Consider the following 23,553-nt stretch of genomic DNA (forward strand, 5'->3'; position numbering starts at 1 on the left):
GGTCGCGCCCAACCCGCGACGGCACGTGGGTTGGGCGGCTCACCTTCGAGCAGTGCCGAGGGTCCGGTGCGTCAGCCCCGGCCGATAGTTCTGTGTGTCAGCCTCGGGTGGTCGCGCGGGTCCGGTGCGTCAGCCTCGGGCGGTGGCGAGGCTGTCGCGGCAGGTGGTGTAGGCCTCGAGCTCTTCACGAGCCGGTGCGACCACATGGCTTTCGGCGACCTTCTCGAGCTCGGCCCGAAGGGCCTTCTCGGCCGCACGAGCCCGACGGGCGGCGCCACTGGTCGCGAACAACCGGCAGACGAACGCCAGCGCTATCCCGAGGACAGCACCACCGACCAGCATGATCCACGCGTATGGGATCCCGCCGGCTTTGGGCAGCGGCGGGTCATCCAGCCCGGCGATCCGCGCCACGAGGAGAGCGGCCAGCCACACACCACCAGCGAGCGTCACCGCAAACAACAACCACTGCACGAACCGGGCCGCACCCCACCAACCGGGATTGTTGGCGATACCAAGGTCCGTCCGCGCGACCGCCTGGTCGAGCTCGTCACCGAGCGACTCCTCACGGCGCCGGATCGCGGAACGCACCGAGTCCGCCCACGGCCGGGACAGACCTTCCGCAGCCTTGTTCGTGATCGTCCGCACCGCAGTATCCATCCGGGCACGCTGCACAGGTGTTGCTGCAGGCAACGAAGCTCGCGCGGTCGCGACCTCGTTGGACGCGGACCGACGCAGCTCCTTGCCTTGTTGCCTCGACACCTGATCCAGCTGCAGCCGTCGCAACGGATCCGGCTGGAACCGTCCCAACCACTTGGTGAGCGGCCATCCCGCCGCGGCACTGGCTCGCTGCAGGTAGGAACGCCGTACGGCGTCAACCACCACCGGCAGGCCGCTCGCGTCGGACAACGCCTCGACCAGCTCGGTGATGTCGCCCTCGGCGATCTCCGGAGTCTTGGCATCGCCACACTGGCTCGCCATCCGGTCGGAGACGCGATCGACGTCAGCGGCCAGACGCTCGCGCGCGGACCGCTTGTTGCTGACTCTCTTGACGAGCAGGCCACGGACCTCGTCGAGCCCGTCGCCGCTGACCGCGGACGTGGCAACGACCGTCGGCGACTTCAGACCGTCCGCCTTCAGCAGCCGTTCCAGGTCGTTCAGGCAGCTCTTCCGCTGGTCCGGGCTGAGCTTGTCGATATGGTTCAGCGCGAACGCCATCACACCGGAGTGCGACGCGTACGGCTTGATGTAGCGGTTGTGCAGCGCGGCGTCGGCGTACTTCTGCGGGTCCACCACCCACACCAGCATGTCCACCAACTCGACCAGCCGGTCGACGATCAGCCGGTGCTCTACCTCGGTCGAGTCGTGGTCGGGCAGGTCCAGCAGAACCAGACCGTCGAGATCCTCCGACTGCTGTTCCTCCAGCGAGCTGCGGTGTTGCACCTGGTGGCGCCGCGGGATCCCGAGCCAGCTCAGCACCTCACCGGCCGGCTCCTCACCCCAGACACACGCAAGCGGCATCGAGCTGGTCGGCCGGCGCGTCCCGATCGCAGCCAGGTCGAGGCCGGTCATCGCGTTGAACAGCGATGACTTCCCGGACCCGGTCGCACCGGCCAGCGCGACCACGGTCAGCTCGCCGGACATCCTGAGCCGTTGACCGGCCCGGTCCACGATCTGCGTGGCCTCGGTGAGGACCACCTGGTCCAACCGGCCCTGACCTGCCTTCGCGGCTGCTTCCAGCGCGTCGATCTTCATCAGGACATCGGTCGCGGCCCGCACCGGGGCCTCGACCGTATCCACTGTTCCCGTCACGTGCAGTCCTCCACCGCGCGCGCGGCCTCGGTCAGTTGCCTGGCTGCCTCAGCGTCGACCGGATGCTGGTCGAGGACAGTCAGATAGCGGGCGAATTCGGCATCCATCAGGGCATGAACCTTACCGTCAAGTTCTTCCCTTGCCTTCGCCACCATGCTCCGAACCGACTCGTCGCCGAAGACGGCCTCCAGCAACCTCTGTCCGACGACTGCGCTGCCGACGCCTGAACTCGCGTCGGCACCGGTCGGGATGTCCGCGTCACTGGCGAAAAGCGCCACGACCAGCGAGAGTGCCAGCCCGTTCACCCCGTACTGCAGGAGACGTGCGGTCCCGCGCTTCTCGGCGCCCTCCTTGCGGATCAGGTCGAGCACGAAGGCCTGCCACTCGCGGACCGTACGCCCCGCTGCGGCCGCGAAGTCTTCGGACATCGCACCGAGCTCAGGGCCACCGGCTGCGAGCAGCTGTCGACCGGCTGCGGTCGACTGCCAGGACTTCTCCGCACGTTCGGCGGCGGCCGCGGCATGCTCGACCAGCAGTGACTCCAGACCGGACTCGACCGCGTCGTTGAGATCCCGGGTCGGCGGTGCGGACTTGGTGCCGAGCGTGGCCTTCACCTTGTCGCGGAACCGCCCGACGTTGGACTGCAGACCCTTCAGCAGTTCGCCGGTGCCGACGAACTCCTGCCAGCGGGCGAGCACCTCGCCGCGCAGCAGGGTGCCGTCCTGGGTCGCCTTGGCGATGTCCTTCACCGCTTGGTCGTACGCCGACTCGACGGTCGAGCGCAGCTCGATCACGGTGTCGGCCTGCGCCCGGACCGCGGCCGCGAACGGCGGGGTCGTCTTCACCATCGCGGTGACGGCGCCGTGCAGGGTCCGCCGGACGACTGCCGACCGGGCCTCCGCGTCCGCGGCCAGGTCGACCAGCCAGTCCTTGATCGAGGCAACGGTCTCCGCCGGCAGCATGCCGTTGCCGTCGACAACGATCTCCTTGATCGAGAACAGCGGCGAGTCGCCGAGACCGCGCTCGAGCAGCATCTGGGCAAGGTGGCCGGTGATGTCGTCGATCGTCTCGGCCGGAGCCCGGTCCAGTACGACGGCGACCGCCGTACTGCGGTCCGACGCGCTCTGCAGGAAGTCCCACGGGACGGCGTCGGAGTACCGGGCTGCCGTGGTCACGAACAGCCAGAGGTCCGCGGCGGCGAGCAGCTGTGTCGCGAGATCACGGTTCGCCTCGACGACCGAGTCGATGTCGGGTGCGTCCAGGATCGCCAGGCCGCGCGGAACGGTGTCAGCGGCAACCAACCGGAGCTGGCCCGCGTCCTCCATCCCGCCCGGGCTGTCGGCCGCCGTACGCGCCATCCCCGGCAGCACCCGGTCGCCGACGAACCAGTCCGCGTCGCCCGGGTGGTGGATCAGCACCGGCGATCGGGTCGTCGGCCGCAGTACACCAGGTTCGCTGACGACCTTGCCGATGATCGTATTCACCAGTGTCGACTTGCCCGCACCGGTCGAGCCACCCACGACCGCGAGAACCGGCGCCTCCAACTGCACCAGCCGAGGCAGGATGTAGTCGTCCAGCTGATCCAGCATCGCCTTCTGCTGCTGCCGCGCCTCGTCAGCCCCCACCACATCAATCGGCAACCGACTCGTCGCCAGCGCGCCCCGCAACTTCATCAGCGCCGTAATCAACGCCATAGCAGCCTGCTCAGCCGCCAACCGCTCAGCCAACTGCTCCGCAGTCAACTCCTCAACTTCTTCTGCCTCCGGCTCCCCAGCTTCGTCCCGCTCCCCCGCAGCCGCGCCAGCATCCCGCTCCCCCGCAGCCTCGCCGTCCTGCCCCCCGGCAACCGCGTCACCCTGCTCCCCAGCAGCTTCGCCGTCCTGCTCCGCAACTTCGCCGTGCTCCGCGCCAGGATCCTGCGCCGCAGCCTCGGTGTCCTGCTCGCCCTCGGGCTGCGCCGCGGCCGCGGCGCTCTCCGGTCCGCTCTCGTCCGACGCCTCCGCGTCACCAGCAGCAACGCCACGCTCAGACGCGTCCTCGCCAGCCTTCTCAGCCTCAGCGGCCGGAGCCTCGTCCGACTCCTGCTCGCCGCCGGTCGCCTGCTCGCCGTCGGTCGCCTGCTCTTCGTCGGCTTCCTGCTCCTGGCTGGTGTCCTCGCCCGCAACGGCCTCAGCCGACGTCTCGCTCACACCGTCGCCTGCAGCAGCCTCCTCCGAGGCGCCCTCTGCAGACCTCTCAGCCGCGTCGCTCGCGTCGGACCTCTCAGTCCCGTCCTCGGACTGTCCAGCTGCTGCGGTCGAGTCCTCAGACTCACCACCGTCGTGCGAGTCCTCAGCCGGTACGTCGTCCCCGACCTCCTCCGCATCAGCCCCAGCAGCCGAACCACTCTCGGAGGACTCCTCCGCACTAGCCTCAGCAGCCCGACCACCCTCGGAGGATTCCTCCGCACTGGCCTCAGCAGCCGGAGCGCTTTCGGAGGACCCGTCCGCGTTGGCCTCGCGAGCCTCAGCAACTGGATCACCGTCGGACGATCCATGGGCGGCGTCTTGCTCGGGCTCCTGCTCCCCGCCAGCTTCCTGCCCTTCAGCCGCGGCAGCGCCGTCCTCGGGCTTCTTGGCCCTGGCGCTCACGCCGGACTCAGCACCGTCTTGCGAGGCCTCAGCCGCAGCGTCTTCGCCGGACACCACAGCAGCCGCGTCAGCCGACTGCGCGTCTCCGGGCTCCAGAGCAGGCTCAGCGGACTCCGCGTCTCCGGCTTCCGCCAGGGCAGCTTCAGCGGCCGGAGCGCTCTCGGAGGTCTCCTCGGCAGCGTCAGCCGCGTCGGGTTCCTGCTCCTCGGCAGCGACAGTCGCGCCGGACTCCTGCGCCTCGGAAGCGTCATCTGTGTCGGGCTCGTGCTGTTCGGCCGCCTCTGCAGGCTGCTCGTCGGCCGGAGTCTCGTCGGAGGTGCCGGCTTCGGTGGCGTCGTCTGACTCACCTGCCTTTTTGGGCAGGCCGACGATGATGTTTCCGTACTCGAGGGGGAATCCGTCCGGGGACTCATCGGGCTCGTAGACCACGCCGACCGTCGGCCGCGACCGGTTCTCAGGCGGTACGTCGGCACGCTCGGCAGACCTGTCGGCCGTGTCAGCGACCTCGGCCTCGGGCTGCTCGGCTACCTCAGCCGCCGTCTCGTCGGTCTCCCCGTCCTCGGTGGCGGCCTCCGTGGTGTCGGCCTCAGACACCTTCTCTTCGTTGTCTGAGGAAGCATCGGCCGCGCCGTCCGGACCGGACCCGTCCGACTCACGGGCAGCCTCGGCCGCGTCAGGCTGCGTCTCAGCGCCGGCGGTCGTCTCAGAGGACGACCCCTCGCCCGGAGCAGCACCAGTCGCAGCGTCGTCGCCCTGGCCGGCAGCCTCGGAGTCCGGCCGGGCCTTCTCAGGCTCCGGCGCAGGCGGCGCGGCGCCCTCCGAGCCAGGCGGCGCGGCGGGCTCTGCGGCAGGCTGCGCGGCGGGCTCCGGGGCGGGCGGCGCGGTGGGCTCCGCGGCAGGCTGCGCGGCAGGCTCGGGCTGGGACTTTCGGCGGCGGCGGCGCCAGAAGCCCTTGCCTTTGGCATCCGAGTTGGAGATCAGGTTCGCCAGCTCCTGGGCAGGCTGATCCCGGCCCGGAGCCTGCGGCTCCGAACCTTCACCAGCTGCTGACCTGGTGTCAGCCACGACGTCCGCCCACGGACACAGGGTGCCCGGTCGGACAGCGCAGAAGCAAAGTCATCGTCATCCCCGTTTGGCGGCGTGGACGGGTGGCATCACTGCGATGGTGGATACGGACCGTATCCTCCCGGCGGTCCTTGCTGACCAGGGGGTCCCGGCGGGTAACCAGGCTGGCCCCCTGGGTAACCGGGTTGCCCCGACGGATACCCCGGCTGAGGGGGCGGATAACCATCCTGTGGGCGCTGATATCCACCTGTTCCCTGACCCGGGTACGGCGAACCTCCAGGCCCACCGGGCGCACCCGCTCCCGGCTGACCGGACCCTTGCTGACCAGGCCCCACACCCCCGGGCCCAGCACCCCCAGGCACCGGCGCCCCCTGCATCGGCCCACCAGGGCCAGGACCACCAGGCATCGGTCCACCCGGACCACCCGGCATCCCCGGCCCAGGCATCCCCGGCCCCGGCACCGGCTGGAACTGCGGCGCAGCCTGAGCGAACGCCGGCATCGGCGGGAACGGCACGCTCGGCCGCCGCTCCCGCAGTTCGTCCAGCAGTTGCTTCTCGGTCTGCAGCGCGTCCGGCCCGATCACCTGGCGGACGATCTTGTCCCGCAGGTACGCCAGCTCGGTCGCGTTGTGCTGGAACGCCTTGGCTGCCGTTTCCGCCTGAGCCCCGTACCGCTTCGCGTTCTGCCGCAGCGCCTTGCGCCCGCGCAGCGTCGCGATGAGTGGTACGTCCTGTGGGACCAGCCAGCCGAAGCGCACGTAGTCGTAGAGCCGGGACGCGATCATCTGTCCCTCGCGGGACCGCATCACCAGCGCGAACACGACCATGCCGATGAAGATCGGCACCATCAGGAAGAGGTAGACGGTGATGAAACCGCCGCCACCGGCCCAGCTGGCGCCGCCGTTCCAGAGTCCGTGGGCAAGCACGGCAGCCAGGTACCCCACGATCGGGGCGAGATACCGGACGGCGGTGCTTCGATGCCTGATCGCGACCCCGATGCCGATTGCCGTGAACGACGTGAAGAGTGGATGGGCGAACGGCGAGATCAGGCCGCGGATCACGAACAGCACGAACGCACCGCGCAGACCCGCGTCGCTGCCGGCCTCCTCGGACAGCTGGTTGAAGATGCGGCCGTAGTACAGGATGTTCTCGGTGAAGGCGAAGCCGACGCCCACCATCCCGGCGTACACGAGGCCGTCGATGATGCCGTCGAACTCCTTGCGGCGGACCAGCGCCAGCAGCAGGATGACCGAGCCCTTGGCGAACTCCTCCACCGGCGGCGCGACGAAGACGGCCGAGCGGTTGCCGCCGCTGCCGGTCTCCTCGAGCAGGTTCGAGACCTCGGTGTTGATGAAGATCGCGGCCAGGGTGGCGATGAACGCTCCCCAGCAGAGCGCGAACAGGATGTACTTGGTCGGCTCCGGCTCGTAACGATCCAGCCACAGATACAGCGCGATCACCGGGATGACGGGCACGAACGCGAAAACCAGTCCCCAGGTGAAGCCGCCCGCGCCGGTCGACTTGACCACGATGCCGAAGATCACCAGGCCCGCGATCGCGAAGACGACCGCGATCACGATGCCGATCAGGATGCCCTGGTTGCGCCGCTGGCCGGGGACCGGATGCTTCCCCAGCACGTTCGGCTGCGGGTAGGGTCCGCCGGGCGAGTACGCCGACCCCGCCGCGGGTTGCGGCGAGCCGGCCGGGCCTGGTGAGGGGTAACTCATGCCCGCAGCCTAGTTGGAGAGCCCTTCACACGGCAGGACAGCCCACGCAGCGTTACCCGGATGGAACGACAAGCGTGTACTTCGCCCACCCCCGAACCCCCGGAACCGGGGAACCCAGAGGCGCGATCGCCCATCCATCTGAGAGACTCTTCCGTGCCACGCGCCCGTAGCTCAGCTGGATAGAGCGTCGGACTTCTAATCCGTTGGTCGCAGGTTCGAGTCCTGCCGGGCGCGCCAAACAAAACTGCAGGTCAGACCGTGGCACGCTCTGAAATGTCCAGGACCGCACCGATCGGCGTGGGGCTATACGTGGTGCGAACCAGGGATAAAGGCAGTCAACTGGTGCGGTTCAGTCCCGTCCGAGGCGGCGCGTTGCGCGATCAGGAGACGCCAGAGGGGCCAAGGTGGAGCGCCCAACTGGACGTACGACCTGGCCCTCCGGTGGCTCCTGGCAGGACCTGACTGGGCTGAGCGGCGGGCGGGAAGACGGACCCCGACCACTCCGACGTAGCCGGCCAAAATCGGCCTCGTCATCCCGGAGTCGTGAGGTCCCCGCCGGAGGCGATATTGCTCTTGCTCAGGGAAGACACCGAGAGCGGGCGCGGGCGGTGAACGGCCGGAGGCCGCCGGGGACTGAGGTCAGCGGGGGGCATAGGTGAGGATCACGGACCCGTTCTGCAGCCTCCTTTCGTCGGTGAGCCTGAGGTGGAGCGTCGAGGTGTCCACGTCTTCGAACAGCCGTCGTCCTGTGCCGGCCACGACGGGTCTGATCCAGAGGTGGAACTCGTCGATCAGGTGGTCTCGCACGAGCGTGTGGTCGAAGTGGGTGGTGCCGTACTTGATGAGATCTTTGCCGGGCTGGTCCTTCAGCCGGGCGATCGCGCTGGATGGGTCGGGCCCGAGCAGGGTGGCATTCCATGCCGTTTCGGTCAGTGTTCGAGATGCGACGTATTTGGGCATGGCGTTGATGAGGTCAATGTAGGGGTTGCCGGCGGTGTGGCCCCAGTTCGCGTAGAAATTCTCGTAGGTCAGCCGGCCCATGACGAACGCGTCGTAGTTGCCGAGCTGCTCCATGGACGACGCCGCGTCCTCGGCGTCGAAGTTGGCCCACCGTTCAGGCGCTTCGATGACACCGTCGAGCGAGACAAAGGTCGATTCGATCAGCTTGCGCATTGTCGTTCTCTTTCTCGAGTGGATGATCTTGTGATGTGACGCGATCCTCGGGCAGCCTTCTCAGCGACATCGACGTTTGCCGAGGAAGCCGACCAGCGAGGCGCCCCACACTCATCGGGGAAGTCCTTTTCAGCGTCGCTAGCGCTCCACCAGCGGCCGGGCCTCGATTGCCCGCGCAAGGTCGTGGCAGTCTCGAGCGGTTGGAGCTGCGCGCTGCTCCGAGCGTGGGGGTCCTGCGCCAGTGCTCTGTGGTCGGCGACCACGGCCTCTTGCTCGTCCTCGGACAGCGCCTCGTGCTAGCCGGGCTTGTAGTGGATCAACATCACGTACTTCATCTGAACCTGCTGAGGGTCGGGATCTACCTGCGGGCTCAAACGGTGGCCGGGTCGGGCTCTTCGGGCGCCGCCGTCGTCGTTGATGCGGTAGCGGCGACGGCCAGGTCCAGTTCGCGCTGACGAACGAGCGCGAAGGTGATCGGCACGGCGGCCAGGCCGATCAGGCCCAAGACGATGAACGCCCAGTGGAAGCCGCCGGTCAGTGCGGCCGGGGCCGCGCGGCCGTGGTGCAACAGCGTCCCGGTGCGGTCTGCGGCGACGGTCGATGCGACGGCCACACCGATCGCTCCGCCCAGCTGCTGGGTCGTGTTCAGCAATCCGGAGGCAAGTCCGGCCTCATGCTCAGCGACGCCGGCGAGGGCAGCGATCGACACCGGGATGAACGCGAAGGCGGTGCCGATTCCGGTAATGAAGAACGGCCCGGCAAGGTCGGCCCAGTAGCTGCCGTGCACCGGTACCTGCATGGTCCAGAGCACGCCAGCGCCGATGAGGGTCATACCGAAGGCCATGACCAGCTTGGCCGAACCCCGCGTCACGAGCGCCTGCGATAGGCCGGCGAACGCGACGGAGGTGAGCGACGCGGTGAGCCACGTGATGCCGGTGCGCAGCGCCGAGTAGCCGAGCACCTGCTGCATGTACAGGGTCCCGATGAAGATATAGGCGAAGAAGCTCGCACCCAGCAGGAAGCTGACCGCGTTGGCCCCGGCGAGCGTCTTGAGCCGGAAGATGCGCAGCGGCACCAGCGGGGCTTGCACGCGCGACTCGATGACCAGGAACGCGACCAGCAGCGCCGCCGAGGCGGCCAGCAGCGCGACGGTCCTGGTCGAGTCCCAACCGACCTGTGGCGCATTGGAGATCGCATACACCAGTAGCACCAGGCCACCGGTCACCGAGCCCGCGCCGAACGGGTCGTACCGTCGCCGCGCCGTCTCGAGGCGGCTCTCCGGCACGACGCGCGGCACCAGGATCAGGACCACAACACCGATCGGCACGTTGAGAGAGAAGATGTACTCCCAGCCGGCGAACCGGATGAGCAGGCCGCCGGCGATCGACCCGAAGGTCGCCCCGCCGGCGCCGAGCGCACCCCAAATACCCAGCGCCTTGTTGCGCCCCGCGCCTTCGCCGAACATATTCATCACGAGCGACAGCGCCGCGGGCAGAACAATCGCCGCGCCCATTCCTTGCACAGCGCGCATCGCGATCAGGAACGAGTCCGTTGTCGCGAGCGCGGCCGCCAGCGAAGCAGCGGTGAAGGTGCCCAGCCCGACCATGAAGACGCGGCGCCGGCCGAGAAGATCGGCGGCTCGGCCGCCGAGCAGCAGCAGCCCGCCGAAGGCGATGCCGTAGGCGGTGACGACCCATTGCAGGTTCGATTCGGAGAAGTGCAGCGAACGACCGATGGTCGGCAGGGCGACGTTGACGATGGTGAGGTCGACGATCGTCATGAAGAACGAGACGGCGAGCAGGGTGAACGCCCGCCAACGGTTGATCTGGTTCATGGCTGTCTCCGTGAGAATGGGATCGTCACGATGCGGTGGCGAGTCCGGCGGTGGTGAGCAGGTAGGCGGTGTCGCCGAGGTTCGGGTCGGTGGCCAGCTCGACGATTGCTTTGCCTACCTGCTCCGGGGTGAGGGCCGGGCCGAATCGTTCGAGTGCGGTGGCCAGGTCGAGTCCTTGCCGGGCGGCGTAGGCGGCGACACCGGCTGCGCCGAGGTCGGTCGCGGGCGTCAGTTGCGGGCGTACTGCGGTGAACTTGATCCCCAGCTCGGCCCGCTCAGACTCCGTGGCGGCGTAGGAGGCGATGAATCGGATGGAGGCCTTCGCCCCTGCATACCCGCCGCTGAGCGGGGAGCCGGCGACGGCGGCACCGCTTGAGAACGCGATGACCGTGTTGCCCGGGACGAGCGGGCGGAGCAGCGCTTCGCGGGTCCAGTTGAAGACCTGCTGGACGTCGACGTGCCAGTTACAGCTGAACGTCTCCCAGGTGTGCTGGTGGATCGGCCGGGTGAGCGGCCTCGCGCCGGCGTTGAGCGCGATGGTCCGCGGCTGGTAGGCGTCGATCAACTGGCCGGCGACGACCGGGTCCGCCGCGTCGGCAACGACAGGGGTGAAGCTCTCGCCGAGTTCGGCGCGCACCTCGTCAAGCTGGGTGCGGTCGCGGGCGACGCCGATGACCTGCGCGCCGGCGAGGGACAGGGCACCGGCGACGCCTCGACCGAGACCTCTGCTGGCTCCGGTGACGATGGCCGTGGAACCTGATAGGTCTTGAGTGAGCATATGGTCTCCTAAGTCTTGGTTGGGTGGCAGCGGACTTTCTTGCACTTCGCCGGGACAGTCGGTCCAGGTCGGGCGGGTCACGTGGGTGTCGATGCCAAGTCCGCGAGTTCGACACCGGGTGAAGCCAGCCCGCTTTACCGGCGGCGATGGACCGGAGCCGCAGGACCGGAACTCATGGGGAGTGGCCGTGCCGGTCTGCCGGCGCGGCGAATACGATCACGGGCCGCCTGGCTTCGGCGGGCCGCGCGTCCGCGCTGTAGCGGGGCTGAGCGGACCGAGCGCGGCGTTGTGGGGTGAAGCGCACGTACCAGCGCAGCAACAGACCCATGGTCAGCAGGTAGAAGGACTGCATCGCCCAGATCGGGCCGGGCGGCAGGTTGAACACGTACAGGCAGTACAGCAGGTTGCCCACGTTGTTCATCACCAAGTAAGCAAGGCTGTACGAGGACAGGTCACGGGTCCGGCGGGCCTTGACCAGCATCGGCAGGTTGCTCGCCGCGAAGATCACCGAGGAGACCGTGCCGGCCACCAACGCCAGACTCATCATCACGCACCTCCTTCCGCTGAGCTGTTCGTCAGACGGGTGTCGAGGCTGGCGGTGCGGTCTCGACACAGGTGCAAGAATGCGATCCTCGGAGGTAGCGATGCAGTACGTGATCCTGATCTACAGCAACCCGGCGTCCAGGCAGACCTTCGACGCCTTGCCCCCTGCTCGACGCAAGGCGGGCCTGCACGCGTTCCGGGCCCTCAACGAGCAGCTGACCAGGTCCGGGGAGATGCTCGCCACCGCACTCCTGGCCGACCCGTCGCTGACCAAGCAGGTGCACGTCAGCCACGGCCAAACCGTGACCGGCGACGGCCCGTTCGCCGAGGCCAAAGAGCATCTGGCCGGCTTCTACCTCATCGACTGCGACGACATCGATACCGCGATCGCGTACGCCGCCCAAGTGCACGAGGCCGCAGCCGGGGTCGACCTGATCGAGGTGCGGCCCGTGATGACCTTCAACGCGGACGAGATGTGATCATCGGGCGCGAACTCGAGCAGACCCTGCGCGAACAGACCCCGCGGGTCCTCGCCGTGCTCGTGCGCCGCTACGACGACTTCGCCGGGTGCGAGGACGCGGTCCAGCAGGCGCTGCTCGCCGCCGCCGAGCAGTGGCCTGCCGCCGGGGTGCCGGCCAACCCGACCGGCTGGCTGGTCAGGGTGGCCGCGCGCCGCTGGGTCGAGCAGTGGCGCAGCGACGCCGCTCGCCGCCGCCGGGAAGAACTGGCCGCGAGCCGACAGCCACCCGGCCCCAACCCAGTCCCGGACACCGAGGACACACTCACCCTGCTGATGTTGTGCTGCCACCCGACCCTCACCCCGGCTTCCCAAATCGCGCTCACCCTGCGGGCCGTCGGCGGCCTGAGCACCGGGGAGATCGCCCGAGCCTTCCTGGTGCCCGAGGCCACCATGGCGCAGCGGATCAGCCGCGCCAAACAGGCCATCAAAGCCAGCGGAGCCCAGTTCAGCACTCCACCGCCGGAGGAGCTGCCCGACCGGCTAGCCGCGGTGCTGCACGTGCTGTACCTGACCTTCAACGAGGGTTACACCGCGACCTCCGGCAAAGCGCTCACCCGGGTGGACCTCACCGCCGAGGCGATCCGACTGACCCGCCAGCTGCACGACGCCCTTCCCGACCACGGCGAGGTCACTGGCCTACTCGCCCTGCAACTGCTCACCGACGCGCGCCGACCTGCCCGTGCCCGGCCTGACGGCGCCCTGATCCCGATCGCCGAGCAAGACCGCGCCCGCTGGGACACCCAGGCCATCACCGAAGGCACCGCCCTGATCCGCGGCGTGCTCGCGTCCGCGCCCGTCGGTCCCTACCAGCTGCAAGCCGCGATCGCCGCCCTCCACGACGAAGCGGCCAGCTATCACGACACAGACTGGCCCCAGATCCTCACCCTGTACCAGCTGCTCGAGAGCCTTGCCCCCGGGCCGATGATCACCCTCAACAGGATCATCGCCCACGCCATGGTCAACGGCCCTGCCGCCGGGCTGCAGGAGCTCGCCGCCGCGGAAGCCGACCCCGCCCTGGCCGATCACCACCGGACACACGCCGCCCGCGCCCACCTGCTCGACGAGACAGGCGACACAGACACCGCCCGCGCCGAGTACCAGCTAGCCGCACAACGCACCCTCAGCATCCCCGAACAGCTCTACCTGCAAGCGCGCGCCGCAGCACTGCCTCACTGACCGTGCCCACCTGCGGCAACATCGCCAACGTGATCTTGGCATTGGGCCCTGCGCCACCGGTACCTCGCGGATCAGAGCTCATTCGCCGCCGGAGACGTCTTCGGGTAGAAGGTCAGTCCGGGGCAATTGTCGCGCCCTTGACCGGCAGACCCTCGGTACCCCTGGGCTTGACGAGTTCATTGAAGGAACCCATCCCACTTCAATTCGTAGCGGGATCCGCCAGGTGTACCGTGCTGGCCGGGCAGCCGCTCGACGGCCCGGGCCAGCTCCAGTCCGACCGGCCCGTGCAGGTCGGGTGCCAGCTTGCACCTCCCAGTGTTGCCCTAGGCAAGCGCTTCGCGCCACCCCGCACTGTCTCAACCCGCGGGTTGAGTCCGGACCGCTTTCGGGCGAGGTGGAGCCACCTGTCGGAATCGAACCGACGACCCTCTCATTACGAGGAGGAACGACAGCGCCGCATCTGGCCTCTACCAGCAACTTCCCATCGCTTTCTTCGCACCACGGCCAGATGTCCCGCATGAGTTGACACCAGCTCGCACCACGGCCCACACCACGCCTGAGGCGCACCGTAGGCGACTGTGGACAACTCGCCGCGTTGCTGGGCATGACAAGGCGAATCAGGTCCAAGGTGTCACGCCATGCGCCTAAGCACGACTCAGCCGTCGAGCACCTCGCGCAGCCGGGCCGCGAACGAGTCCGGGTCGCCGGTCTGGCCATACTCCCCGCCCAGGAAGCCGCCATGGTCGCTCGGGAACCTCGTCGCTTCAATCCCAAGGGCATCGGCAACGCACATCGCGCCGCGTTGAGTGATCAGACCGTCCGACTCAACGCCGTACGCCAGCACTACCCGCGTCGGGGCAGCTTTGATCGCGGCATAGTCGGGCTCATATCCCGTGGTGTTGACGATGTGGCCGCGACCGAGCATCGGGTCCGCCCGTGAACCGTCGTCCTCCGTCGGCAACCCGAACTGGGCCGGGTCAGGAGCCGGCCGATCGGTCCAATCGGCGGGAACCTCGCCGCTCAACATGATCAGGTCCAGGAACTTGGCCATCCCCGGACCCAGGCCATCGCGCTCGTAGGTGTCGCGGACATCGTGGATGGCTGCAAGCGCTGTCTCGCGGTCGGGTAATGCCGACACGAGCGGCGGCTCGTGGGCTACGAGGGTGCGAACCACGTCAGGATGCGCCGCGACGAACGCAAGCATGTTCACCGCGCCGCCGCTGCTTGCCAGCACATCTACAGGGCCGGGACCCACAGCGACCTGGATAACCCGGTGGATGTCGTCGGCGTGCGTCTCCGGGGTCGGATCCGTATCGGTGGTGAGTTTGCTGCGCTCGCTCTGCCGCGGGTCGTAGGTGACCACGGTGCGGTCGGTGAAGTGCCCGGCCAGCGTAGTGAAGCCGGCGGCGGCCATCGGCGAAGCAACCATCACCAGTGGAGTCTTGTCCGCATCGCTGCCGGGGCGGACGTCATAGGTCAGTACGGCGCCCGGTGCGTCAATCGTGTGGGTCGTGGCTTCGGTCACCTTGGTCTCCTTCGTCCGCGTCGGCTCTATGCTGCCCCCGTACCCGTGCAAAGGCGAGGCGCGCAGTCATCGGAGGATCCGGGTAGTTGGAGCGGCATGCATCAGCGCTCCCGTGCGCGGTCTATCGCGGTAGTAGGGCTCTGGCCTTGCGTCAGCGCGTGTCGCAGTCCCGAAACTGTAACTCGCGGCCATCGCGACGACCCATACCTCTCGCACGCTCGGTCGACGCTGTTTCAGGTAGTAAGGAAGAGCTCACGATGAGGGCTGCGGAGCTCGTAGCGGTCGATCAGTTCCTCGGCCGATAGCTGCGGCTCGCGGGCGCTGCACCAGCCAGGCTACGGAGTCATGGCTGATCCAGCCCAGGTCCATCAGCACCCGCCACCGGTGCTGGATCGAGCGCCGATGCGAGCTATGCAGTCGAAGCGGCGCCAAGGCAGCATCCATCGTCAACAGGTCATCAGCGGTCACCTGGCCGATCGTCTTGCCGGTGTGGACCAAGATCTTGCCGAGCGTGTGCCGGACTCGCTTGCTGAGCGTGGTGCTGTCGAGCAGCTGATCGATCCGCGCGCCGATGGTCGCCGCGTTGCCGGCTCGCGATATTCGCCGATCGTGTGGAACAGGCCGACTTGGCGGCCCTGCCGCCAGGAGTAGGGACGGGCGCATGATGTCGAGGATGATCTCGACGGGTCAAGCCGCCGTCAACGAGTCGCGCTGCGGCTTGGCGGAGGCCGGTGCACGATGGTTTGCCAGTCCTCGTTCCCAGCTCGTCGGCGCCCTTTCGCCGAGGTTGCGGCATCGAGCAGCAACCACCGGTCGCACCGCGGTGGCGGCTCGAGCCGGACGGCGTGGGCTGCCTGGTCACCCACGTGTACGACTGGCGGGAGTTCACCCATCTCGACATGATCGACGAGTTACCGGTGGTCGGCGCCGATGGTCTGCAGGAATCGCTCGATCGTCTGGCTGCCGCCATCTGCGGTTGAGCCAACCGTCAACGGCGACAGAAGCCGGGCCGGGATGCGGCCGGGGGGTCCTCTCAGTTCCCGCTATGCGCCTGGCTTCTCTCGCCCGGGACGAGTCAACGCGATCGGCCAGGGATGCGGGAGGGCCTGACATCCCCAGCATCCGGGACCAGCGCGCCCGTCAGCGGAGCGACAGTGGCAGGCATCGATGCCGGAGGGCAGCTACGGCGTAGGTGATGGGCGACGATGTCGGGGAACCGGTCGCTGATGTCGTTGCGGTTGCGGGTCGACAGCCGCGCCTGATCACCGCGGCGGACGATCGCGACACGACTACTTGACTGACTCTTCTGGGTGCCAGTTAGTGCTACGCGTGTGTCGGAACAGAGCGTGGCGTGGCAGTTGCGGTGGCGGGGCGCCGGCGGACGAACGCGCCAGCACGCCCCGCCACCGGGGTGTGCTGAGGCAACCTACTTGCTGTCGATGTCGCCGTCGGTTTCGATGCGCTCCTTACGCACCTCACCGGAAACGGTCTCCTCGTCGGTGCGCTGTTCCTTGCCCAGTCGGACCCGCTCAACCGGCTCGGTATGTGTTCCGACCACCGGCTTCTCCTCGTGAAGGACGACCTCGTGTTCTTCCTCAGAAATCTCCGGTCCTGACGTGGCCGCATCGATGTTGGCGTCGGTGATCGGTTCACGCTCTACCACCGCCCGCTCGCGCTGTACCGGCACCGTGGTCTGCACCTGCTCCGTCTCCACGTACTTGCGCAACCGGACCCGGCCGGCCTCCTGCCGCTGGGTACCGACGTCGAGCCGCTCCTCCGACCGCGTCATCGCCTGGTCAGTGGTCGGACCCGAAGTATCACGGCCCACAACATCGTCACCCGCGTTCCCGCTGTCATCGCGGTGCCGCTCGGCCCGCGCGGCATAGCCAAGGCCGTAGTACTCGAACAGCAGCTGTTCGTCCTCCTCCGACAGGTGCCCATCGTCGGGACTGACGTTCGGTGCGTCCTTGACCCGCTCCTTGGTGAACGGCACCGACAACCCCGCGTCGGTCAGCATCGCCTCGACAAGCGGAACAAAGCTTTCACTCATCCCGAACAGCCCGGTGTTCACGGTAGCGAAGTCCGGCCTGCCTGTCTGGTCGTCGAGAAACACCTGGCCCACCCGGCCGATCTTGTCGCCGTCGCTGCCGTAGGCATCACGACCGATCAACCTCTGCACCTGATCCTGGTCAATCATGAGCTACTCCCCACATCTTCGGATTAGGTGCGGAAGGTACCCGCCAACTTCTCGTCTATCCCCATCGCATAAGTTCGTGGCCATCCACTCTGTGTGACGACCCAGGACCTCCAGCATGGGCGAAAGCGAGGCTTCGACGGCGCGGACACGATCACCAACCGTCCCAGCGCCTCGCATGCCAGGTGTCGATCAATCGCCGCTCCGGTCAGGCGCTGAGGAGGGGCGCCACCAGGTCGGCGATGTCGTCCAACTCGCCGGTGGCGTGGGCTTCGCGGCGGTAGCGGTAGGAGTTGTGTTCGGCGGTGGTGCCGTCGGGGTTGGGTGATGATCTGGTCGACTCTGTACCACTGCGCGACGGTGGCGCCTTGGCTGACTTGGCGCTGCTTGCCGCCGCCGGCGGCGAAAGGTTCGGAGCTGTTGCGCCAGCGGGTCTTCCGGACGCCGTTGTCGCAGTAGGTCTCGATGTCGTCAACGGGTGCCATCGTGTCTTCCTCCTGCTGCTGGCGGTTCCCAGCGCACTGGGCTGACCCGGATCGCCGGACCGACCCGGATCGGCACGGCCTGCGAGCCCCGCGGCTGCGGCGAAGGAGCGCTGGGCGCAACTGCCTGGGCCAGGGTCCGGTCGTAGGCGGCGCGGCGGATCGGGTCGCGCAGGGTGGCGTAGGCGTTGAGGAGATCCTGCAGGCGCCGATCGGCGTCGTTGCCGGACTTGTTGCCAGCGTCGTTGTCGGGGTCTGGTGTGCGGGTGTCGGGGTGGAGTTGGCGGACGAGTCCGCGGAAGGCGTGGTCGAGGTCGTCGTCGGAGGCCCGACGGTCACGCCCAGGGTCGCGTACGGGTCCAGCGGCGGTGCGTTCATGGCAGCGGTCCATCGGTAGCGTCGGCGTCAACGATGTAGACAGGGGGCGGGGGTGGGCCTTGGGCGCATGAATGGTCAGTACGCCGTTGGTCAGCGTGGCGGTGATCTTGTCGCCCTGCACCGGCGCCGGAAGCTCGATGGTGTGGTGTATCGGCCCGGTGCGCCGGGTGTGTCGGCGCAGCGGCCCGGTATGGGTGCGCGCCGGGATCCGGCCGTGCACGATGAGGTGCCGGTCGTTCCACTCCATGATCACGCCCGGAGCCGCGGCGCCGGGGAGGTCGACCTCGAGCTCGTCGGCGGTTTCCTCGACGTCGACTCCTGGCGGCGGTTCGCCGCCAGGAGGTGCCGCGATCCGCAGCAGCAGAGATGACTGCTTGCGAGCACTGATCCCCGCGTTGCTGGCGCTCGACGTCGACCGACTGGTGATCGAGTCGTGCAGCCAGGAGCGCGACAATCAAACCATCGGGCCGCTTGCTGACCAACTCGTGGCCCGGGGCCGGTTCGCCTGGCTACTGCCTGGGCTAGCTCAAGTGTGTACCCCTTCGCGTTACACAAAGCCGCTGAGCATTTGGGTGACCCGGTCGGCGACCGGCTGCGCGACTCCCCAGCCGGCTGCACTAGGCGATGCTGACCCGGCCGCTGGGCGGCGATCACCGCCCGGTTACGCTCTGTCCGTCCTTACGGCCGACGCCGGTCTAGACGAGCGCGTGCGAGTCTTCGGGCTCCAAGCCCCGCAACAGCTCCCGCAGGTCCACCTCAAGTCCGCCATCGTGCAGGGCAACGTCCGTGCGGAAGGCGCCCTCGAGCGCCTTGAACGCCGCCTCGAGGTCAACATCGATCTAGGGCGAGAAGGTCGGGCCAAACATCGCGAACAACTTGCCGAAGAGCCCGTCGACCGTGACGAACCAACGTTGCCCGCCCGAATTGAACGGCAAGTAGTGATGCGCTCCAGCACCGACCGGCATATAGCTGAGCGACGTGTCCGAAAGCTCTCAGGCGTGAAGTGTCGACACGAGCGCGTCGCGTTCGAAGTCGCGGGGTTCCACGTTCATCGGGACGCCTGGTCCGTGTATGGCGCCATGTCCATGCTCGGGTAGCGGCATTGCACGTCTGCGAGCGTCTGGTCGTCCCAGTAGGGGTCGCCGACCGAAGGGAATCCGAACAGTTCGCGCTCACGGGGCGTGGCCCGTTCCATCGTCTCGGTCCAATGCGGGTTCTGTGAGTGGACGGGCCATTCCGTCCTGCCGGTCCATCTTGATCCCCACACCTCGTAATTGACCTCGAGTACGAAGCGGGCGCGACGGACACCGGTCATGTTCGATCCGCGATGCAGGATGTCCGTGCGGAACGCGAAGAGGCTGCCGGCGGGCCCGGTCACGCTCACCTCGACGTCGGCGAACGCGCCAAGCTCGAGGCCGGTTCCGCCGGCGAAATTCTCCCAGCCGTGGAGTTTGTCTGTTGGCCAATAGGGGCGTTCGGCGCCTGCCGCAAGTGGGACGATCTTGGTTGGTCCGTCGTCTTCGTCGATGTCGGACAGCAGGATGTAGGACCTCAGCTGGCGTCCAGGGTCGTCGCGTCTGGGGACCACGAGTGTGTGGTTGATGAAGTCGCGATGGTGCGGCTGTTCGTAGTCGATCGCGCCTGCATATTTCGCCCATAGGTCTGCGTCGTAGAGGTGGAGGTCCGCCGATCCGAGGAATCGCTCAGCCAGATCCACCAGGTCTGGGTGGAACGCGAGCCGGTTCAGATCCCAGGACTGCCACGGCGCCATTCGACTCCCGGCGAACTGGCTGGCCGCGTATTCCTGATGGGCTGACGGGTCGGCGAAGTACTCTGCGGGGCGGGGGTAGCCGAAGCATTCATATCCACCGGGATGGACATGCTGTTCCCAGAGTGCCTCCTGAGCGGCCTTCAGCTCTTCAGGGGCAAGGAATCCGGGAACGATCGTGAAGCCATGCTCACGCAACTCGTTGAGATTGCGGTCTGGAACCTGCATGCGAAGTAGCACCCTTCCGGGACTGCGCCATCCTCGCGGGGCTCGGGCGCAGCACGCGACTGAACTGGATAAGGGACTCAGTCAGTGCGTGCTGGCCGGCCGGGCGGTGCCGGATGTCCGGCACTCCAGTTCTTCTGCATGCGCAGGACGTTAGCAAGAGTCCGCGCGTGGCAGCTAGGCATTATCGATGGCTTCGGAGTGAGCTCCGCAAACCCATTCGTCGACAGCGCGGGTCCAGCCGTGGCCCACGAGCCACAGCACGACCGCGTCAGGCATCTGTTCCAGTTCGCCGGCCGCGAGGTGTCCGCCGAGCATCACCGTCGAGTTGCACCCTCCGCACATGGTGATGCGGGCCCGGTGAGGTTGACACCGCTCGCAGTGCCAGCGTTCGACGACGGCGGTGGTCGGCTGGTCCGGCTCTGGCCACACAGTGTCGAGGCCTTCGCGGTGCAACTGCAGGCAACACGAGTCGCCACGACTTCGGCCCCACGTTTGGCCCCAACGATCGCCGGTCCTTCGTGCGCCTCTTTGCGCCCAAGCAGCCCCTGACCTGCAGGTTTGGTGGGTGCCCCCGGCAGATGTCGCAGGACATCGGGTCGTCAGGTGAGGCAGCGGTCGGCGTCGAGGGGCTGGCCGGCCGCGGCGAAGAGCTCGGCGGCTTCGAGCAGCCGGCGACGCGCGCCGTCGCGGTCACCTTCGGCGCTGTGCAGATGTGCTCGTGCCTCGGCGATCGCGGCCTGCCACGCGGTGCCCTTCCACAGTGCAGCGGACTTCTCGGCGGCGGCGAGGTACCGGCGAGCGTCGTCGAGATCGCCGGCGTCGGCGCAGGCAGTCGCGGCGGGCACTGCGAGCATGATGGAGCAGAAGGTGCAGGAGTCTTCCTGGCCAAGGGCGGCCGTTGCCTGGTCCACGGCGGCCCGGGCACTGTCTGCGTCCGGCGCCGCGCGGATCATCGTCCCGTACACGCGCTGCAGTAGATGCAGCGCGATCGACGACCAGCGAGCGAGCGGAAGCGCTCGGTGCAAGAGTCGCCTCGCCTCGGCAGGGTCACCCTGCTCGAGGCGCACCTCGGCGAGCCGCTGCAGGCTGTGGGCCTCACCCGCGGTCGAGCCGATGTCGTGATGCAGTTGTGCGGCCTCGGTGAGCTCGGATTCGGCGAGGGTCAGGTCGCCCGAGAGCAAGGCAGCCTCGCCGCGCAGCGCGGTGGCGAAGGCGACAGCCCGCAGAACGCCGGATCGCTGTGCCGACTCGCGCAGGGTGGCGGCGAGCGCTAGCACCTCGGCGTACGGCGTCGGTCCGTACAGCAGGAACTCCGCCACGCAGAGGTGGCTGTCGAACATCGACCGGGCCAGGTCCGGCCGTCGCGCGCCGGCACGCAGTTCCACAGCGAGCCGGCCGAACCACTCCCCGCGCAGGTGCGCGACCAGGCCCTGCAAGGAGATCAGGTCGTACATCCGCCAGTCGCCGGGATCGGCCACTCCGATCCGGCGGCGTGCCTCGTCCGCGGCAGCCTCGGCCGCTGGGAGATCGCCGGTCAGGTACGACAGGATCCCGCGCTGGAGCAGCAACGCGGCGTCGTCGGCCGATCCGTTCGGCTCCAGACCTTCGAGGGCTTCGGCCGCAGTCGCGTAATCGCCGGCGAAGGTGGCGGCCCGCGCCAGCCGTGGCAGCAATCGCCGCTGCTCGGCGGGGTCGACGGTGGCGCCCAGCGCCTCCCGGTACGCGAGGATGGCGCCTGCGTCACCGGTGGCCATCAGCATGTCCGCGCGGAGAGCGAGCATCGGCCCGCGCTCCGGGTCACGGACCTCCTGCCGCACCGTGTCGATCAGCGCGAGCGCATCGCGGTAAGCCCCGATGGCCGCGTCTGTGCGGGCGGCCTGCAGCAGGAACGGTGCAGCAGCACCGACGTCGCCGGCCTGCAGCAGCTGATAGCCGATCCGCGCGGGTGAGGCGCCGAGGCCGCGCAACACCTCGGCAGCATGACGGTGCAGCGGGAGGAGCCGGTGCGGCGGCAGCCCGTCCAGCAGCGCATCGCGCACGAGCGAGTGCCGGAAGCGGTAGCCGGCACTGGTCTGCTCGATCGCACCCGCGGCGAGCGTGTCGTCGAGGAGTACATAGGCGCGCGCCTCCCCGACGCCCGACAGGGCGACGTACTCGTCGGTGTCGAACGCACCACCCAGCACTGCAACCCTGATCAGCGCGGCGGTCGCGTCGGCGCCGATGCCGCGGAGCACCAGTGCGCCCATCGGACCGGCGCGGTCGTCGCCCACCCTGGCGGTGCGCGCAAGTTCTACCGCGGCGAACGGGTTGCCACCGGACAGCTTCACCACTCGTTCGAGCAGCACCTGATCCTCGCCGACGGCCCGGCCGGCCAGCTGGCGGATGTCCTCATCGGCCAGCGGACCGAGGTCCAACGGCACGGACGTGCCGCGGCCGATCAGGCTGCGGCGCATCGCGTCCATCGCCGGCCGCAGCGGCCACGGCCGGTGCGCGACCACGATCACGATCCTCTCCCCGACCGCGCTCCGGGACAGATAATGCAGGAGGCGCAGGCTGGCCTCGTCGGCGTCGTGTGCGTCGTCGACGACGAGCACTGCGCCGCCGCTCGAGGACGCGAGCCGCAGCAGTTCGGCGGCGCTGACGAACAGTCGCTGGTGGCGGCTCTCGCCGTCCCAGTCCGGGGAGGCGCCGCGCAGAGCCCCCTCGATCTCGACGCGGTACTCGTCGGCCAGGCCGTCGAGCAGAGCAGGATGGCGCCGGCACAGATCCGCGAGCGCCTCGAGCACCGGCGCGTAGGGCCACGCCCCCTCGATGGCGGCAGCCGTGCCGAAACCGACGCGCAGCCCGTGCTCTTCGGCTCGCCGGTCGAGCCAGCGCAGTACGACGGTCTTGCCGATGCCCGCGGGCCCGGACACGAACAGCGTCCGGCCCTGGCCATTGCTCGCGGCAACGATGAGCCGGTCGATCCGGCCGAGTTCGGGAGCGCGGCCCAGCGGCGGCCGCCGGCCCTCGGCGTGCGGGACGTCCAGGGCGAGCAGCTCGGCGCGCAACGACGCGACAGCCGGACTCGGGGTGACGCCGAGCTCGCCGCGCAGCGCTCGCTCAAGCCGTTCCAGCTGTCGCAGCGCTCCACGCCTGTCACCGCCGCCGGCGAGCTTTCGCGCTACGGCCAGGCTGGCGTCCTCGTCGGCGGGGTCGGCGCTGGCGAGATCCTCCCAGCGACCGGCTCGACGCAGTACCTTCTGATGCAGCAGGCGCAATCGCTCCCGCGGTTCCTCCAGCCACGCCTCGTACGAGTCCTCGGGCAGCAGGTCCCCGGACCAGAGATCGGCCGCGGTAGCCGCCTCGCGGCCTGGCCCGTCTGTGGCGGCGAGGGCCTGCTGGGCGGACCGCTCGAACACCTCCGCATCGACCACCACTTCGACGTCCGGGAACAGGGACACGATGTCCCCAGCCAGGACCATCGCCCGCGGATCGCCGAGCGTGCGCCGGGCGTAGTGAGCGGCCTTGTGCAGCCGTGCCGCCGCACTGTCGATCCCGTCACCGGGCCACAGTGCGTCGATCACCTGCTCACGGTGCAGCGCCCGGCGCGGCGCAAGCGCGAGGAGCTTGACCAGCGCGGCCGCCTGGCGGCGACGCCACTCCTCCGCGGGAACGGCCCGCCCGTCGACCCGGACGGCGAAGCCGCCCAACAGCTCGATCTCGACGCCCATCGCTACTCCT

The 23,553-nt window shown here is 68.5% G+C and carries 16 protein-coding genes and 1 tRNA gene; 5 read left to right on the forward strand and 12 right to left on the reverse strand.

Annotated features, from left to right (window positions below; genetic code table 11):
• Positions 1-129 precede the first annotated feature (129 nt).
• The 3 genes from E0H73_RS35730 to E0H73_RS35740 all read right to left on the reverse strand — a co-directional run bounded on the left by E0H73_RS35730 (position 130) and on the right by E0H73_RS35740 (position 7,231).
• Positions 130-1,809: a P-loop NTPase family protein gene (locus E0H73_RS35730; protein ID WP_238164488.1), complete on the reverse strand. Its 1,680-nt coding sequence runs from the start codon at positions 1,807-1,809 to the stop codon at positions 130-132.
• A complete protein-coding gene (locus E0H73_RS35735) occupies positions 1,806-5,504 on the reverse strand; it encodes an AAA family ATPase (RefSeq protein ID WP_131363998.1) in 3,699 nt (1,232 codons plus the stop codon). Before E0H73_RS35735 ends, E0H73_RS35730 begins: the two co-directional genes overlap by 4 nt.
• 89 nt (positions 5,505-5,593) lie before the next feature.
• Positions 5,594-7,231, reverse strand: a complete 1,638-nt coding sequence (locus E0H73_RS35740) for a PrsW family intramembrane metalloprotease (protein WP_131364000.1) — start codon at positions 7,229-7,231, stop codon at positions 5,594-5,596.
• Between the two features lie 160 nt (positions 7,232-7,391).
• On the opposite strand from E0H73_RS35740, the gene E0H73_RS35745 reads away from it, so the two are divergent.
• Positions 7,392-7,468: transfer RNA gene (locus E0H73_RS35745), tRNA-Arg, on the forward strand.
• 402 nt (positions 7,469-7,870) lie between these two features.
• Here E0H73_RS35745 and E0H73_RS35750 read toward each other — a convergent pair.
• The 4 genes from E0H73_RS35750 to E0H73_RS35765 all read right to left on the reverse strand — a co-directional run bounded on the left by E0H73_RS35750 (position 7,871) and on the right by E0H73_RS35765 (position 11,563).
• Positions 7,871-8,404, reverse strand: a complete 534-nt coding sequence (locus E0H73_RS35750) for a dihydrofolate reductase family protein (RefSeq protein WP_131364002.1) — start codon at positions 8,402-8,404, stop codon at positions 7,871-7,873.
• 370 nt (positions 8,405-8,774) lie between these two features.
• A complete protein-coding gene (locus E0H73_RS35755; RefSeq protein ID WP_131364004.1) occupies positions 8,775-10,238 on the reverse strand; it encodes an MFS transporter in 1,464 nt (487 codons plus the stop codon).
• A 25-nt stretch (positions 10,239-10,263) separates the two neighbouring features.
• Positions 10,264-11,016 (reverse strand): SDR family oxidoreductase, encoded by a 753-nt coding sequence (locus E0H73_RS35760; RefSeq protein WP_131364006.1) that lies wholly within the window; start codon positions 11,014-11,016, stop codon positions 10,264-10,266.
• 172 nt (positions 11,017-11,188) lie between these two features.
• Positions 11,189-11,563, reverse strand: a complete 375-nt coding sequence (locus E0H73_RS35765) for a hypothetical protein (protein WP_202867719.1) — start codon at positions 11,561-11,563, stop codon at positions 11,189-11,191.
• 76 nt (positions 11,564-11,639) lie between these two features.
• Between E0H73_RS35765 and E0H73_RS35770 the strand changes: the two genes are divergently transcribed.
• A complete protein-coding gene (locus tag E0H73_RS35770) occupies positions 11,640-12,038 on the forward strand; it encodes a YciI family protein (RefSeq protein WP_202867720.1) in 399 nt (132 codons plus the stop codon).
• A complete protein-coding gene (locus E0H73_RS35775; RefSeq protein ID WP_238164489.1) occupies positions 12,035-13,255 on the forward strand; it encodes an RNA polymerase sigma factor in 1,221 nt (406 codons plus the stop codon). The genes E0H73_RS35770 and E0H73_RS35775 overlap by 4 nt, the downstream gene beginning before the upstream one ends.
• Positions 13,256-13,910: 655 nt before the next feature.
• On the opposite strand, the gene E0H73_RS35785 is transcribed toward E0H73_RS35775, so the two are convergent.
• A complete protein-coding gene (locus E0H73_RS35785; RefSeq protein WP_131364008.1) occupies positions 13,911-14,780 on the reverse strand; it encodes an alpha/beta fold hydrolase in 870 nt (289 codons plus the stop codon).
• Between the two features lie 411 nt (positions 14,781-15,191).
• Between E0H73_RS35785 and E0H73_RS35790 the strand changes: the two genes are divergently transcribed.
• Positions 15,192-15,431 carry a hypothetical protein gene (locus E0H73_RS35790; protein WP_131364010.1) on the forward strand — a complete coding sequence of 80 codons (240 nt, stop codon included), beginning with the start codon at positions 15,192-15,194 and terminating at the stop codon, positions 15,429-15,431.
• 80 nt (positions 15,432-15,511) lie between these two features.
• A complete protein-coding gene (locus E0H73_RS35795; protein ID WP_131364012.1) occupies positions 15,512-15,760 on the forward strand; it encodes an SRPBCC family protein in 249 nt (82 codons plus the stop codon).
• Between the two features lie 446 nt (positions 15,761-16,206).
• On the opposite strand, the gene E0H73_RS35800 is transcribed toward E0H73_RS35795, so the two are convergent.
• From E0H73_RS35800 to E0H73_RS35815, 4 genes are all read right to left on the reverse strand, one after another.
• Positions 16,207-16,977, reverse strand: a complete 771-nt coding sequence (locus tag E0H73_RS35800) for a DUF2382 domain-containing protein (protein ID WP_131364014.1) — start codon at positions 16,975-16,977, stop codon at positions 16,207-16,209.
• A gap of 468 nt (positions 16,978-17,445) precedes the next feature.
• Positions 17,446-18,288: an Hsp20 family protein gene (locus E0H73_RS35805; protein WP_131364015.1), complete on the reverse strand. Its 843-nt coding sequence runs from the start codon at positions 18,286-18,288 to the stop codon at positions 17,446-17,448.
• Between the two features lie 594 nt (positions 18,289-18,882).
• Positions 18,883-19,830, reverse strand: coding sequence for a phytanoyl-CoA dioxygenase family protein (locus tag E0H73_RS35810; RefSeq protein WP_131364016.1), 948 nt, complete (start codon positions 19,828-19,830; stop codon positions 18,883-18,885).
• A 599-nt stretch (positions 19,831-20,429) separates the two neighbouring features.
• Positions 20,430-23,543, reverse strand: a complete 3,114-nt coding sequence (locus tag E0H73_RS35815) for an ATP-binding protein (protein ID WP_131364018.1) — start codon at positions 23,541-23,543, stop codon at positions 20,430-20,432.
• Positions 23,544-23,553 lie beyond the last annotated feature (10 nt).

The sequence above is a fragment of the Kribbella pittospori genome (assembly GCF_004331465.1).
Classification (GTDB): Bacteria; Actinomycetota; Actinomycetes; order Propionibacteriales; family Kribbellaceae; genus Kribbella; species Kribbella pittospori.